The following is a 14,258-nucleotide window of genomic DNA, read 5'->3' on the forward strand; positions in this document are numbered from 1 at the left end:
CGTCTGTCGATATGGCAGGTTCGTTCGGCAAACTTGGATGGTACGTCAATCGGCTCCGGGCCATGAGCATCCCGGAACTGGGACACCGGCTGCGTGAGGCTGGAAAGCGCCGCATATCAGCGACGCGATCTTATGGCTATTCTGCGTTTGCTGCGGAAGCGACTGATCTTCCGTTTCTCCCGGTCGATGCCGGCGGGCTCGGGTTGATCGATGCCGATACACGTTCGCTCTGGCGATCGGTTGCGCCGACCGCGACGCGGCCTGGTGTCTATCGCGCGCTCGCTCATGATTTCGAGTTGTCGAAGGAGATGGACTGGCATCTTGATCCCGCGTCGGGATTGCGCTGGCCGGATAGCGCTTACTGTTTCGACATCGACTTCCGGCACGATCGTCTCCGCGGAGATGTGAAACTTGTCTGGGAACTGAATCGCCTCCAGTTCGTGCCGGTGATCGCGGCGCTGTCCAGACTGGAGAATGATGATGAGCTGGCTCAGTCGGCTCTTGATCTGATCGAAAGCTGGATCGATGCGAATCCGCCATTCAAGGGCATCAACTGGATTTCCGGGATTGAGCTGGCGCTGCGCGTTGTCTCGATCCTGCTGACAATCGGGCTGATCGGCAGAGATCGGGTAGGTGGGCGTCTTTCTCGCAAGATCGGCGCATGTCTGGCGGCGCATGAATACTGGCTTAAACGTTTTCCATCCCGCTATTCGTCCGCGAACAACCATCTGATCGCGGAGGAGGCGGCCCTCTTCATTCTGGGATCCCTTTGGCAGGGAACCGCGATCGATCCGCTACAAGCGCGAGACGTGCTGATTGCAGAGGCATTTCGTCAGATTTACGACGATGGCGTGGGTGCGGAGCAGTCGCCGACTTACACTGCCTTCACGTGCGAATGGTATCTTCTGGCATTTCGCGTTGCGGAAGTCACTGGCGCGCCGTTTCCCGATGACGTCGTTGCGCGCATCACCGCCGCCGGCGAACATCTTCGATGGGTGCTTGATGGTGCCGGAAATCACCCCCGTATCGGTGATGACGATGAAGGCCGCGTGATAGCGTCCGGAGCGGGTCATGAGCCGTTCTATGTCGCATCAATCGTGAGCGGGATCGCGGCCGTGACGGGCCGTTCCGATATTGCTGCCGTTTACGGTGCTCCACAATTGCGAAATCTTCTTGTCGGCCGGCCGGCCGGCGCACCCGCTTCATTTGTGGGGACGCGTACATTTGAGCGTGGCGGATATACGGTTTCACGAAGCCAGATGAGCGGACGCGAAGCGCTCGTCGTGTTCGACCATGGTCCGCTCGGCTATCTGTCGATCGCGGCCCATGGACATGCTGATGCCCTGTCGCTGATGCTGCATCTCGATGCAAAGCCGGTACTCGTCGATGCGGGAACATATCTGTATCATTCCGGCGGCAGGGTCCGCGATCGCCTGCGCGGTACTGCGGCTCACAACACGATTTGCATCAATGGAGCAGATCAGAGCGAGATCTCGGGTGCATTCAACTGGCGGCGGAAGGCTGTATCGAAGTATCTCGGTTTCCGCGAGGCTGGCAGTGACGTTCACGTGTCGGCGCAGCACGACGGATATGCCCGCGATCATGGACTGTTGTGTGAGCGCACGGTGACTATCGATCCCACCGGGTTGACGGTGACGGATAAGTTGCTTGCGACTGGAGACGAGGCATCAAAGCCACTGGTATCGATCGACATCGGATTCCTGTTGCATCCGGACTGCTCGGCGAGGATTGAGGGAGCAATTATCGTTGTCACATGTGGCGATGAGGTATTGATGCGCTTCACTTCGGCCAGAGGTGTAACGGCTACGCTTGAAAATGTGGAGTATTCACCGGCGTTCGGGGTTATGCAAAGCGCAACGCGCCTCGTGTTTCACGCGAATGACCTGCAAACGCGGGAATTCAGCACCCGGATCGAGGTTCAATCTGGTGCCATCACAGAAAGGGTTTCGCCTGCGTTGCAGCCTGATCTGGCGCCAGTCCCGAACCTAGCGGCCGCAGGTCTTCGATGAAAAGCCTGAACGTCGTTCTCTATTTCGGGGCAAATCTCGTGCCCCGCCTGTCGACCTTCGTCCTGCTTCTGGTATTGACCCGGCTGTTGTCGATGGACGACTACGGAATGTTCGCTCTCATCGTCGTGACAGGCGAAATCCTCGATATGGCGACCGGCGGATGGGTGCGGTTGTTTGTATTGAGCAGTGAGAGCAAGGACCGCGTGCCGTCGGCGGGTAGGCTTGGCCGTGCTCTCGTTCTGACCGTTGTATCCTGCGTGCTGTCGTTGCTTGGCGCGCTGCTGCTGTCGATCGTCCAGCCAAGTCTGTCCGGGTGGTTCACGGTTGCCGTCGCGGTTTACGTCCTTGCCTTCGCAGTGCTGCGGCTCGGTTTGACACTGCTGCAGACGCAGCAACGTCACTTGCTATACGCCAGCACCGAGATTGCGCGCGGAGTCTTGTCACTTGCATGCGGAGTAGGCGCGGTCCTGGTCATCGAACCGACTTTCTTTTCTGCCTCGCTTGGAATCTCCCTGGTGACGCTTGTTCTGGGATTGCTGGCCTGTGCGGTGGCTTTTCGGGATCTGCCATGGCCCTATTTCCCGCGTCAGGGTTATCGCGCGGCCCTGCTGTTCGGAGTTCCGATCGTATCGGTCACGCTGCTGGCGCAGACGGTCGGTTGGCTCGATCGCTTTATCCTCAATCATGCGCTTGGACCTGCGAGCGTCGGGCTTTATGCGGCCGCCTATGCGCTCGCAAGGCAACCGGTTGAGCTGTTCAGTGGGTCGCTGAATCCGTATTTGTTTCCGATGCTTGTCCGCAGCTACTCATCAGAAGGGCGAGAAGCAGCCGGCCGGGTCCAGAGCGGCAATGTTCTGACGCTGATTCTGCTGTGCGGCGCCGTTGCAGCCGGCATTGCGTTGCTTGCGCAGCCGTTTGCAGAACTGGTGCTGCCGGAGGCTTATCGCGCTGAGGCTGTGCGGATCATGCCCTGGATTGCGTTTGCCACCCTGTTTGCGAGTTTGAAGAATTTCTGCTTCGACAACGCGTTTTACATCACGAAGAAGAACTGGCTGCAGTTTGTGAGCATGGCACCGCCTGCGGTGATTTCTCTGTTGCTGGGTTTACTCTTCATCCCGCAGGGCGGTCCGGTGGCCGCTGCCATGATCGCGGCTTTTGCCTCGCTCGTTTCACTTGCCGGCAGTGCATTTCTCTCCACGCGCCTGCTGCCGTTTTCTGTTCCCTGGAAGGCCATCGCGGGATTGACGATCTCGTTCGGGCTTGCCTCCGCGGCAACCCTCGGCATGCGCGTGCTTCTGGGCGGACAGCTGCCGCTGATTATATTGTTCGGCGGAACCGCAACGTTCATCGCGGTTTATGCGTCAACGCTCTCTGCGTCCGGATTTGCCCTGGTGCGGATGCTCGACCGGCCATGGGAAATCTGGCGGGGAGATTCCGTGCCGACGGCTACCGCCGAGTCAGTATCGTATTGAACAGGTCGAGATAGCTATTGATCGCGGTTTGGACGTCGAATGTGCGTGCCCGTGCGATCCGCGGCGCCGGATCCCCAGGGTCAGCCAGCGCCTGATTGATGGCCTGTGCGAGCGACTCGATGTCGCCGTTGTCCACGAGCGTGCCGACGCGTCCATGGTCCAGAATCTCATCCGGGCCTCCGCTTCGTGTCGACACGACCGGAAGTCCGGAAGCCAGAGCTTCGACAACCACATTGCCGAAGGCCTCCCTGCGCGATGTTAAAGCGAAACAGCGGGCCTGCGCATAACAGGGCCATGGGTCATCGCGATAGCCGGGAAGTTCTAGTCTGTCTTCAACGCCCAGTTGTTTTGCGCGGGCCAGCAGATTGGCGCGTTCGGAGCCTTCGCCAAAGATTACGACACGCGCATCTGAGCGCAGACGGGGAAGGGCCTCGACCAGCGCAATAAATCCCTTCTCCGGATTGAGCCGGCCGACGCCGAGCACGACGGGTGGACGCTGGATAAGGTCGCTATGGCTGGCGGGAATGGCGTTTTCAACGGATACCGGATTGTGGATGCGCGTCAGCTTGCTTTCGGGGGCATTCCAGTCATCGCGGAGATGATCGAGCAAGCCGTCGGACACACAGACAATTGCAGCAGCGCGCCGCCCAAGCCATGGGGCGAACGAGTAAGACATGTGGCCGAGCCGGCCGCGCCCAACGTCGGAGCGTCCGTGATACGAAAGTACGATTCGAGACTGGCCGCCCGCGAACAGGCGCGCCAGAGAAAGCTTGACGTTTGCCGCGCCTCCGATCGCAAGGACCATGTCCGGCTTCTGCGAGCGCAGGAAGCCGGTAAGGGCGAATACGGAGCTGGCATGCGAATTTCCCAGCACGTGGATTGGCACGCCAGGATCGATGAGCGACCGATTCTCGGATGCTTCGAAATCAACGAGCAGGGTGGTCTGCCAGCCAGCCTTGAAGAAGCCGGATGCCAGCAGGGCTGCTACGCGTTCCGCTCCGCCCCTGTTCAGGGCAGGTACGTAAACCGCGACGTGTTTTGATTGAATAACCATCAATTTGACCATGCACGGTTAAGGTAAATGTCCGATTTACCGCAGGCGAAGCATTGGCTGCGGTACATAGTCGTGTTCGCCAAATCAGGGGGAAACCGATGACAGTTCTGGACGTCGCGCGCGGTGCATATGTCCGGTTGCCGCTATCGACGCGGGCCCAGCTCGGCCGCTTCCTTCGGTACGTGCCAACTTCAATCAAGTTCGGCAAGACCTATCGTCATTGGCGCAGCGTAATCAATCGCGCAAAAACGGATACAGATTTTGTCCGGTCCTATCGCCAGCAGGCGCTTGGCGAAGTGGTTCAACTGGCGATCCGGAATGCGCCTTATTACGCCCGCGCGCTCAAGCCCGTGGTCGGTCACATCGCGCCCGGCGAACTGTTGGGAAGCGAGGCCTGGTCCCGATTGCCTGTCCTTTCGCGGCAGACCGTACTCGACCACCGCGACGAGATGTGCACCGTCCCGCTCGATCGTCTTGATCGCGCATCGACCGATGGGTCGTCCGGTGAACCGCTGTCGATCATGCTCGATCGCAATCGCAGTCCGATCGAATACGCTTTTATTCACGATGCATGGTCAAGAACCGGGTTTACGGCGCATGACTGGCGCTGCGTTTTCCGGGGGTTTGATTTGATCGACGGCGAGAACTCCCACATGGAGGTCGAACCGGCGCTTAAAGAACTGCGGTTCTCGGTTTTTCATCTCGATGATACGACGATGGCATCATACTTGGCCGCCATTCGTGAAAAGAACATCCGCTTCATTCACGGCTATCCTTCCGCGATAGCGATTTTCGCACAGTATCTGCTCCGGACCGGAGCGGCGCCGTTGTCGCAGATTCGCGGAATCTTCCCGATTTCGGAAAAGCTGTTTCCACATCAGCGCGATCTTTTTGCACAGGTCTTCGATCAGGCGACCACTGTGCCCTTCTATGGATTGAGTGAGAAGGTTGCGTTTGCGGTCGAGCGCGCCAACGAGCCGGATACATATGAGTTCGATCCGATTTACGGCTATACGGAACTGGTCGATGACGACGACCGGCCGATCACCACGCCCGGCAAGACGGGCCGTGTGGTGTCGACCGGGTTGATGTTCAGAGGCATGCCGCTCATTCGGTATGACACACGCGATGCTGCACAACTCGTCGAATTGCCGAGCGCGAGTAACGGATACCGACTCGTTCTGAACCACCTGGCGCCGCGGCGAAGCAGCGAATATCTGGTGAGCCGGTCGGGGTCCCTTATTCCCTTTAACGGGCTGTGTGTGCCGATCGACAGGCATGATCTGACGCGTGAAGTGCAATTCTGTCAGCGTGTTCCGGGGGAAGTCGAACTCATGGTGGTCACGGAAGGTGGCCAGGAGCCGGATTTTTCGGATTACCTCACCCGAATGACAGAACGTGCCGCAGGCGACCTCACAATTCACTTGAAGATCGTCGATGAACTGCCGATGACGGGCAGGGGTAAGCGCAAGTTCATCGATCAGCGGCTGACGATCCCGCACATGACTTGAACAGGATATCTGCCGCTACGGCGCTTTGGCGACCTGCAGATAAAGGTCGCGAAGTCGGTCGGCGAATGCCGACACCGTAAAATGCCGTTGGTAGATTTGACGAGAGGCAGATTGCATCTCACCCAAACGAGAGCGGTTGGTGGCGACTTCAAGCAACGCCGAGGCAATCGGCTCAGGCTCACGTTTGACAAGAAGTCCATTAACTCCACCTTCCACGATATCGCGGACGTTGCCGACATCGGTCGCAACAAGAGCTGCGCCGGCACAGGCACCCTCAATCAGGCTGAGCGGCAATGCTTCGGTTCGCGAGGGCAGGACCACCACGTCGGCTTTGCGCATGTGATCGAGCATTTCGCCGGCTTCGATCCACCCCGTGAACGTCACCTTCTCCTCAAGCCCTGCCTTTTGGGCCATATCCATGAAGTGCGGGACGTCGCCGTTGCCGGCGACCACGCAGTGCCAGTTATCGGTCGTCTGACGCAGGTGGGCGAGGGCCGGAATCAGGACGTGCATACCTTTATTTTCAGTCAGCAGGCCGGAGAAGAGAATCGCCAGCGATCCGGTGTCTGGTTTGGGCAGCACAAGACCGGTCGCAAAGTCAGGAATTCCGTTCGGAACGATCGCAATCCGCTCGCGCTGAACGCCAATACGCTCGAAGGCGTCGGCATGAACCTTGCCGAGCGCGACGACGCAATCAGCCTGGTTGGCGATCGCGCTGAACAATCGACCCGGCACTGTACGCGCGGTGATCTGATCTTCGATAAACTGGCCGTGGAAATGGACAATGGTCCGCGCGCCAAATGCTTTCGCGAGCTTCAGTATGGCATACTTGCGCGGCAGGCTTCCGCCGGTGGCGAAGTTGATATGGACCACGTGGGGCCGGAATCGGCTCAGCTCAACTCCGATTTTCGCCAGGATGAGCGGAAATGTCGCAATCCAGCGGTTGCCTCGCGCATCGCCACGCGACTGCGCAAAGCGTAGATCAATGCCGGACACATTCTTGTCGGCAATGAACTCGCGGAAATAGTGGTAAAGCCGATCGATTCCGCCCTTTCCTGAAGGACCGAATGGCGTGACGCACAGAACGCGGACGGAGGACATTTTCGGAGTTTCTTGCATTCGTCGCATGCTGCGGCGTTGCACATGGCGGAAACCAGCACCCACCCATACGCACCGTTTGGTTAGCCAACTGTTAACGCGAATTGTCTACGGTTAATTTCACTGGCCACAATAGCGCAGCTTCCCATGATCCGTTCCGGTTACGCCGTCACCGAGCCGAGCGACAGCCGTATTCTGCTGCGAATGCTGTATCTGTCATTCGTCTTTTTTGTCTTGCTGAGAATTGGACTTAACGCGCTCATTCTCAACCAGTTTATAAATTATACGACACTGGAAGGGTCCACGATCGAGAAGATCCATCCAGCGTTCTACGGGATTGGCCTGGTCGCTCTTGGAATCCTGCTTAATTTTCGCATTGAACTGAGCGGGCAGGACGTTGGAATTCTCCGCGCAATTATCGTTTTCCTGGCAGGCATTTGCGGTCTGCTCCTGATGCTCTCGGTCAGCGGCCAGAGCACGTCATCCGGATACATTCTGGACACTTACATCGTTGCGTGCATGGCAATGTTCGTCATGATGACGCTGCCAAATCAATGGCGATCGAACCTCGGTGAATTGATCCTTCTGTTCCTCATTCTGAGCGCACTCGTCGGCATCGCCGAGTTTGCGCTCAGGACACGCTTGCTGCCTTATGCGGCGGGAGAAGATGTGTTCCGACCGACCGGGCTATCCGATCATCCGTTGCAACTGGGGCAATGGTGCGCCGTCGGCATCTGCTTTCTCAGCGTTGCGCGCTGGAGGCCGTCGTTTAAGCTGATGGGTGTTGTGATCCTGCTTGTCGGTGCTTTGGCGTCCGGAGCGCGTATTGCAAGCCTGGCGGCTTGCGTTTCGTGCGCGCTATTCCTTGTTCTGGAGCCCATGCCTGCGCGATCGCGGGTCGATGCGATCCAGCGGAAAATGATGCTCGGGATTGCAGGGTTGATCGTGCTGATCACAATCATCGCCGTCATGTTTGCCTTGGGAGCGTTGAGCCGCTTCGAAGGCGGTTTCGTTGATCAGAGTTCGCTGGCGCGCGTCAGCATTTACGGTGTATTTGACTATCTCACCTGGAAGGAGTTCCTGTTCGGTGCTGATATCGCCCGGGTTCAGCGGATCGCGCTCGACGTCTTCGGCCTGCCGTTCATCGAAAGTTCTTTCGTCGTCTTCACCGTCCAGTTTGGTTTGATCGGTGCAATTCTGTTCGCATTGCTGCTTGCCAATCTGTTCCGGGCGCTGCTGAAGGGGCGGTCGGCGATTGTCATGCTGGCCACAGTGATGTTTTTCGCCTTGGCGCTCACCAACAACGCACTGTCGGTCAAATCGGCAGATATCCTGATGATCACGCTGTTGACGATGTGTGACTTTACCTCTCGATCCGGGCGCTGGATTTCGTGATGGTGTGGCTGCTGCGCATATTGGTGATGACATGCGCGGTGGTGACCATGACGACCGCGCGCGCGGCTGACGGCTCTGATAAGTTCCGGCGAGGCGTTGGTGTGCATCGGCCCCTTAACTGGGCGTCGGTGTCTCCGCTTGACAGCGCGTTGTATGCGTGGCCGCCGTTTGCAACGGTCGAGCATTATGTCTCGGACGAATTGATCGCGGCGGTTCAGGCGTCGGGATTTGATTTTGTCCGGTTGACCGTTGATCCGGGACCGTTTCTCCAGATGACAGGCGAGCAGCGCGATGCGCTCGACACCATTTTGCGGATGACGATTCAGCGATTTCGCGCGCGACAACTGAGTGTGATTGTCAATTTCCATTCCAATTCCCAGGTCGCTCAATATCGTCCTGAGACGATCTTCATTAGTGTGGATAGGCCGCTGTTTACGGCCTATGCGGCGGCGATTTCCCGGACGGCGCGACTGCTTGCGGACATGAACGATCCTCGCATCGCGCTGGAGCCTGTCAACGAGCCACCAGCAGGCTACGACGCCACGACGGCAGCTCGCTGGCAGGCGATGATGGAGGTTTTGTATCGAGCCGTCCGCCGCGAGGCGCCGCGCTTGACCCTAGTGGTAACCGGCGCACAGGGAGGCAGCTGGAGAGGGTTGACGCTTCTCGATCCTGCTCCGTTTCTCGACGAGAATGTTCTTTTCTCTTTTCACTATTACGAGCCTCATCTCTTCACACATCAGGGTGTTGAGTCATCGGAGCCGAGGGAGCGGTTCTGGCGCGATATGCAGGCATTGCCATATCCGGCGATCAGGGGAGAGGAGAGCGCAGCCATCCGGATTGTACAGGATCGGATATCGGCAGATCCGGCATTCTCGGTGGCCGACAAATCCCGGCAATCCATCGCGGCAAAGGCCGCGATTACTGCATACTTTCGCGAAGGATGGAACGCCAAGGTGATCGATGTCGCTTTCGATGCTGTCGCAGCATGGGCTTTGCGGAATGACATCGATACCCGTCGCATTCTGCTCGGTGAGTTTGGCGCGACGCGCAATAATCCGGCGCCGAACTCAGCGGGCGAGAGGGCGAGGGCGGCGTGGCTGCTGGATGTGCGGTGTGCTGCGGAGCGACGGAATTTCCGCTGGTCGATTTGGGAACTCAATGGAAGCGGCGGAATGGCGATCGTTGACCGCGCCGATGAACGCAGGCTGGATCGTACGACGCTGGATGCACTCGGCCTTCAAATTCCAAAGCCTGGCTGCCCGTCATGATCGAGGTAACAGGCAGGCGTAAGGTGACGATATGGCTTAACCGTGCGCGGTTGTGGCGGTGGCAGCATGAGCTGGTGACGCGTCTTGCGCGGCACCCCGATATCAATCCGGTTGTTCGGTTGGCCGACGGACCGTCGCCGCCTCGCGCGTTCACCCTGCTCCTGATGCTGGAGAAGTTCGCCTTTCGTCTTCACGACGACCATGTCTGCGATCTTCTTAGTGAGAATGCGTTCGAGCCTTATCTGGAAACGTGGGACGCGACGGACAGTGGTCGTGTGCTGGATTTGACCGGGCACGCCCAGAACGATGCCTTGTCGGATCTCAAGATCTTGTACGATGGAACGGCATCGGATGATGCGGCTTTGCTGGCGGTGCTGGATGCTCGCAGTCCTGCCTTGACGATTATCGACGGGGAACGGCGGATACTCATCGCAGGGCTGCCGGCCGTTGAAGACAAGACGGTGGCGGTGCGGGCGCTTGATACGATTTTCTCGGCGCTTTTGCAGTTGTGTGTAAAGGCTGTGACTGTGCCGTTGACGGGTGGTGTGCAATCGTTGTCCAGACCGTCAACGGAAAACCCAATGCATTCCGGCCGAGTGCTGTCGTTTAGCGCAACAGCACTTGCCAGCAAATTGAATGTCCGTATTGCCCGGCTCTGTCATGAAGCACCGCGGTGGTTTGTTGCGTGGCGGCAGATAGATGCAATGGAACCGAGAACATCTTTGCCAGGTGCGGGCGCCTACCATCGATTGGCCGACGACGGCGGGCGGTACTATGCCGATCCTTTTCTGTTCATTGCGGATGGGCGGACGCATCTCTTCGTCGAAGAGTTCGACCAGATGTCAGGAAAGGGACTGATCTCGGCATCGGTGTTGGGATCCGGCGGCTTCGAGCGGCCAAAACCTGTCCTGGAAACGCAATCACATTTGTCATACCCGCATGTCTTCGCCCATGCCGGTGCAATATGGATGATCCCGGAATCCCTGCAGTCGAGAACGGTCGACCTCTATCGCGCCGAGCGCTTTCCGGATCGCTGGGTTCATGAAGCGACTCTGCTGCAAAATGTCGAAGCTTCGGATGCGACTGTCTGCCAGCACGGCGGGTTGTGGTGGATGTTCGCGGCGACACGAAGCTGGCGCGGTTCAAACTGGGATACGCTCAGCGTTTTTTGGGCGCCGGAACTGATCGGTCCGTGGCAACCGCACGCCGGCAATCCGATCCTCCTCGATCATCGTTGCGCCCGCCCGGCGGGCGATTTCTTTCACCACGACGGCGCGCTGTGGCGGCCCGCACAGGACTGTTCGGAAGGCTACGGCACGGGTCTGGCGTTCTGCCGTATCGATTTGCTGGACCTGGAGAATGTCCGGCAAAGCGTACAGAAAACCGTACGGCTGCGGGATGGAGGCGTGAGGCGCGGGCCGCACAGTCTGAATCGTACAAGCACGATCGAAACCATTGATCTTTATGGAGCCTCGGCCTAGCCGATATGTGCTCTGGGGCAGCGATCAGACGGCCAGCCGGACCCGGTCCTTCAAGCAATATTAACCATAACCGGGCCAAAGTGCTTACAAGCTCGATGTGTTGGTTCGGGTGACCTTGTTGCGTTCAGGTAGTCCCATGCGTATGCGGTCAAGTCCGTCGTTCTCGATGCGCTCAGCAGGTGCGTGCGCATGGCAATGACAATCGACATGCGCGAGGCGCCGTCCGCGGTCATCGATTTCCGGGGCCTTGCGACTGCCTTTGGCCGCCGCAAGAAGCTTATCGCAGCCATCACCGGCATATGTACGTTGCTGGCGCTGGTGATCGCTCTTTTCATGACCCCGAGATATGTCTCGCAGATCAAGATCTTGATCGATCCGCGCGGGCTCCAAATTCTTCCAAATGATCTCAGTCCGGCTGCGGCGTCTGCCGATGCAACGTTCGCAGTGGTCGAGAGCCAGGTCCAGGTCATCACCTCGACCGAAGTGCTTGAGAAGGTCATTGCCAAACTCAACCTGACCAGCGATCCGGAGTTTGTTGCGGGTGATGGCGGGGACTCGGCAGGATATTCGTCTGAGGGTGATGCGCGCACCAGAGCCGTACTCCGCACGCTGCGCAAACGGATCGATGTTCGCCGCCCGGATCGCACATTTGTTCTCGATGTTTCGGTGTGGACGTCGTCTTCGCCAGAGAAGTCGAAGCGAATCGCAGATGCAATTGCCCAGGCCTATCTCGAAGTGCAACTGCAGATGCAAACCGAGGCTGCGAGCCGCACGGCGAAAGCTCTGGAATCTCGTTTGAGCACGTTGCGTCAGAACCTGACGAATGCGGAGAAACAGGTCGAAACCTACCGCATTCAGAACAACCTGGTCGGCGGGCAGGGAAATCTCCTGAGCGAGCGCGAACTGACCGATCTGACCAACCAGCTTTCCGCGCAGAGGATACGCGGGGCCGAACTGCTGGCCCGGATGGAGATTCTGCGCAAGCGCAACGCGAATAACCCGCCGATCGACACAATTGCCGAGGCGCTTCAGTCCCAGACCATGTTCGATTTGCGTGCGCGTTACGCTGAAGCCAAGAAGGCCGAAACTGACAGCGCTGTATCGCTTGGTCCGCTGCATCCTGCAGTTATCACGGCTCGTGCGCAGGTTAAGCAGATTCGCGAACTCATCGATGTCGAACTCGCGCGAATTCAGCGGAGTCTTGAAACCGAGTATCAGCGGACAAAATCGGTTGAAGGCGAACTCAACCGGCAGATTATAGCGGCACGGCAGGTTTCGGCGTCGGGACAACCGCCTGTTCAGAAATTGAAGGATCTTGAGAACGACGTCGCAGCGCAGCGCGTTGTGTATGAAACGTTGCAGCGCCGCGCCAAGGAAGTTCGCGAAGAGGGAATGCTGGATCGAACAAATTCCCGCGTTATTTCCCCGGCGGCCATCCAGCCGGCCCAATACGTTGTTCCCCGAACTCTGGTTGTCGGAGGCGGGCTTGTGATCGGACTGCTTGCGGGAGTTTTCGCCGCGGCGTTCCTCAACCAGTTTGAGGGCGGCAGGGGTGAAGACAGGTCCCTGCACGAGCGCAGCGAGATATTCAATCTGGCGACCGTGTCCCGTAAGGCGGTTTTGGCGGCAAGCCGCGCTGCTTCGAATGAAAAGTCCATTCATGTCGATGGACTTGGCGAACTGCCGGGCATCCTCACGCAGGCTTTGGAGAAGTCACCCGGCGCGATCTTGATCGTCGGAGCCGATGGTCCGGCTGCAAGCAGCGCATTCACATTGGCGCTGGCGAAACAGTTCGCCGAGCGCGGCATGCGTGCCCTGACTGTCGACGCAACCGAGACCAGGCAGATTTCAAAGCTGCTTGGCCTGGAAGGCAGGCCGGGTTTTTTCGACGCGATGCGAACCCCGGTTGCCTTGGATCAGCTTGAAGTCGAAGTCGGCGAGCTTCGCGTCCTTCCTGCCGGCGTGCGTGGCAGCCAGGAGGCTTTGCCCCAGACTGCGTTGTCGACGCGGAACGGCTGTGCCCTTGCCTACAACGGAACAACGCTGATCGACGGGGGAGCCATCGACAGTCAGGACTTCGCGTCCCTTCTTTCCGTGGTGGGAATTATTCTGGTTGTGGTCGACGCCGGCAAAACCTCGCACCGCAAGGTTTCGAGTGCCCTTCAAACAATGAACCCTTACCAGACGCGTCTGGTCGCCACGGTGATACAAACCTAGCCGCAATTACGCGGTACCAAGCGGCCAATCGGACAGGACCGTAAAGTTGGACGTCGCATCGCTTTGGCGCAACAGCGCCAGGCGATCAACTGATACAGATTGAAAATCCAGCGCCACAAAACGCTTCTGCAAGGCAGCCAGAATTTTCGCGCGCTGCTCAGAGGGTAGAGAGCCCGTCAGCGTCATGTGAAAACGGAAGTCTTCGAACACGTACGGATAGCCCCAGCGATCCAGGTGCAGGACCTGTCCGTCCGTCAGCGCGGATATGTTGCGCCGTTCTCGGTCCTCGGGCGTCAGCGGTGCGCGGAAGTCGTCGAAGGCCGTGACGCAATCAGCGGCAAGTTTTTGCAGGTCGGGGCAAGGGTCGCGCGGTACAATGGCGACGAAGCTCCCGATGGAGCGAACAACAGGCGTGATCCGGGGGATGACACGCGGCTTGCGCGAAAATTCCTCCAAGGCTCTGGCAAGCTCGTCTTCAGTCTTGCCGGAGCGGAGGTTTATGGGAGCCTTCAGCGTGGCGTGAAAGCCGTATTTGCGCGGATCGGCCGTGAGTTGTTTCCAGCCTTCGACTTCCGCTTCGATGCCGTCGGCGAAGGGCAGCGGCTTGCCTGTATACGCATCGTACCCGAGCAGGTCCGCGCCAAAGCGATAAAGTGCACCTTGCGCTGAAGGTACAAAGTAGATGGCGTAGCGGGGATATTGCGGCATGCAAGTCCTGAGTAACCGCTC

At 58.5% G+C, this 14,258-nt stretch carries 10 protein-coding genes; 7 read left to right on the forward strand and 3 right to left on the reverse strand.

The genetic code is table 11. The features are described 5' to 3' along the window. Positions 1 to 11 precede the first annotated feature (11 nt). The gene (locus AC1Q67_RS18490; protein ID WP_492236852.1) at positions 12 to 2,030 is read left to right on the forward strand and encodes a heparinase II/III domain-containing protein; all 2,019 of its coding nucleotides are present in this window, start codon (positions 12 to 14) and stop codon (positions 2,028 to 2,030) included. Then, complete coding sequence (locus AC1Q67_RS18495) at positions 2,027 to 3,502, forward strand: lipopolysaccharide biosynthesis protein (protein WP_492236851.1); 1,476 nt, start codon at positions 2,027 to 2,029, stop codon at positions 3,500 to 3,502. Before AC1Q67_RS18490 ends, AC1Q67_RS18495 begins: the two co-directional genes overlap by 4 nt. Here AC1Q67_RS18495 and AC1Q67_RS18500 read toward each other — a convergent pair. Next, entirely contained in the window at positions 3,477 to 4,556 is a 1,080-nt protein-coding gene (locus tag AC1Q67_RS18500; RefSeq protein ID WP_492236850.1) for a glycosyltransferase, read from the reverse strand. The two genes, AC1Q67_RS18495 and AC1Q67_RS18500, sit on opposite strands and share 26 nt — an antisense overlap. Before the next feature lie 98 nt (positions 4,557 to 4,654). Between AC1Q67_RS18500 and AC1Q67_RS18505 the strand changes: the two genes are divergently transcribed. Further along, the gene (locus AC1Q67_RS18505; RefSeq protein ID WP_492236849.1) at positions 4,655 to 6,067 is read left to right on the forward strand and encodes a phenylacetate--CoA ligase family protein; all 1,413 of its coding nucleotides are present in this window, start codon (positions 4,655 to 4,657) and stop codon (positions 6,065 to 6,067) included. A gap of 15 nt (positions 6,068 to 6,082) precedes the next feature. Here the strand turns inward: AC1Q67_RS18505 and AC1Q67_RS18510 are convergent, their stop codons facing one another. Next, the gene (locus tag AC1Q67_RS18510; protein ID WP_034473446.1) at positions 6,083 to 7,168 is read right to left on the reverse strand and encodes a glycosyltransferase family 4 protein; all 1,086 of its coding nucleotides are present in this window, start codon (positions 7,166 to 7,168) and stop codon (positions 6,083 to 6,085) included. A gap of 201 nt (positions 7,169 to 7,369) precedes the next feature. On the opposite strand from AC1Q67_RS18510, the gene AC1Q67_RS18515 reads away from it, so the two are divergent. The 4 genes from AC1Q67_RS18515 to AC1Q67_RS18530 all read left to right on the forward strand — a co-directional run bounded on the left by AC1Q67_RS18515 (position 7,370) and on the right by AC1Q67_RS18530 (position 13,529). After that, positions 7,370 to 8,560, forward strand: coding sequence for a VpsF family polysaccharide biosynthesis protein (locus tag AC1Q67_RS18515; protein WP_492238169.1), 1,191 nt, complete (start codon positions 7,370 to 7,372; stop codon positions 8,558 to 8,560). Further along, on the forward strand, positions 8,560 to 9,831 hold the full coding sequence (locus tag AC1Q67_RS18520) for a glycoside hydrolase family 5 protein (protein WP_492236847.1): 1,272 nt from the start codon (positions 8,560 to 8,562) through the stop codon (positions 9,829 to 9,831). The genes AC1Q67_RS18515 and AC1Q67_RS18520 overlap by 1 nt, the downstream gene beginning before the upstream one ends. Beyond that, positions 9,828 to 11,312, forward strand: coding sequence for a glucosamine inositolphosphorylceramide transferase family protein (locus AC1Q67_RS18525; RefSeq protein ID WP_492236846.1), 1,485 nt, complete (start codon positions 9,828 to 9,830; stop codon positions 11,310 to 11,312). Before AC1Q67_RS18520 ends, AC1Q67_RS18525 begins: the two co-directional genes overlap by 4 nt. Before the next feature lie 189 nt (positions 11,313 to 11,501). Further along, positions 11,502 to 13,529, forward strand: coding sequence for a GumC family protein (locus AC1Q67_RS18530; RefSeq protein ID WP_492236845.1), 2,028 nt, complete (start codon positions 11,502 to 11,504; stop codon positions 13,527 to 13,529). 6 nt (positions 13,530 to 13,535) lie between these two features. Here the strand turns inward: AC1Q67_RS18530 and AC1Q67_RS18535 are convergent, their stop codons facing one another. Next, the gene (locus AC1Q67_RS18535) at positions 13,536 to 14,237 is read right to left on the reverse strand and encodes a DUF1045 domain-containing protein (RefSeq protein WP_492236844.1); all 702 of its coding nucleotides are present in this window, start codon (positions 14,235 to 14,237) and stop codon (positions 13,536 to 13,538) included. Positions 14,238 to 14,258 lie beyond the last annotated feature (21 nt).

Source organism: Afipia sp. GW823-FHT06G09, from assembly GCF_058794875.1.

Bases quoted from the DNA above. Each gene is read 5' to 3' on its own strand.
- AC1Q67_RS18490 (WP_492236852.1), top strand. From the start codon at position 12: ATGGCAGGTTCGTTCGGCAAACTTGGATGGTACGTCAATCGGCTCCGG.
- AC1Q67_RS18495 (WP_492236851.1), top strand. From the start codon at position 2,027: ATGAAAAGCCTGAACGTCGTTCTCTATTTCGGGGCAAATCTCGTGCCC.
- AC1Q67_RS18500 (WP_492236850.1), bottom strand. From the start codon at position 4,556: ATGGTTATTCAATCAAAACACGTCGCGGTTTACGTACCTGCCCTGAAC.
- AC1Q67_RS18505 (WP_492236849.1), top strand. From the start codon at position 4,655: ATGACAGTTCTGGACGTCGCGCGCGGTGCATATGTCCGGTTGCCGCTA.
- AC1Q67_RS18510 (WP_034473446.1), bottom strand. From the start codon at position 7,168: ATGTCCTCCGTCCGCGTTCTGTGCGTCACGCCATTCGGTCCTTCAGGA.
- AC1Q67_RS18515 (WP_492238169.1), top strand. From the start codon at position 7,370: ATGCTGTATCTGTCATTCGTCTTTTTTGTCTTGCTGAGAATTGGACTT.
- AC1Q67_RS18520 (WP_492236847.1), top strand. From the start codon at position 8,560: ATGGTGTGGCTGCTGCGCATATTGGTGATGACATGCGCGGTGGTGACC.
- AC1Q67_RS18525 (WP_492236846.1), top strand. From the start codon at position 9,828: ATGATCGAGGTAACAGGCAGGCGTAAGGTGACGATATGGCTTAACCGT.
- AC1Q67_RS18530 (WP_492236845.1), top strand. From the start codon at position 11,502: ATGGCAATGACAATCGACATGCGCGAGGCGCCGTCCGCGGTCATCGAT.
- AC1Q67_RS18535 (WP_492236844.1), bottom strand. From the start codon at position 14,237: ATGCCGCAATATCCCCGCTACGCCATCTACTTTGTACCTTCAGCGCAA.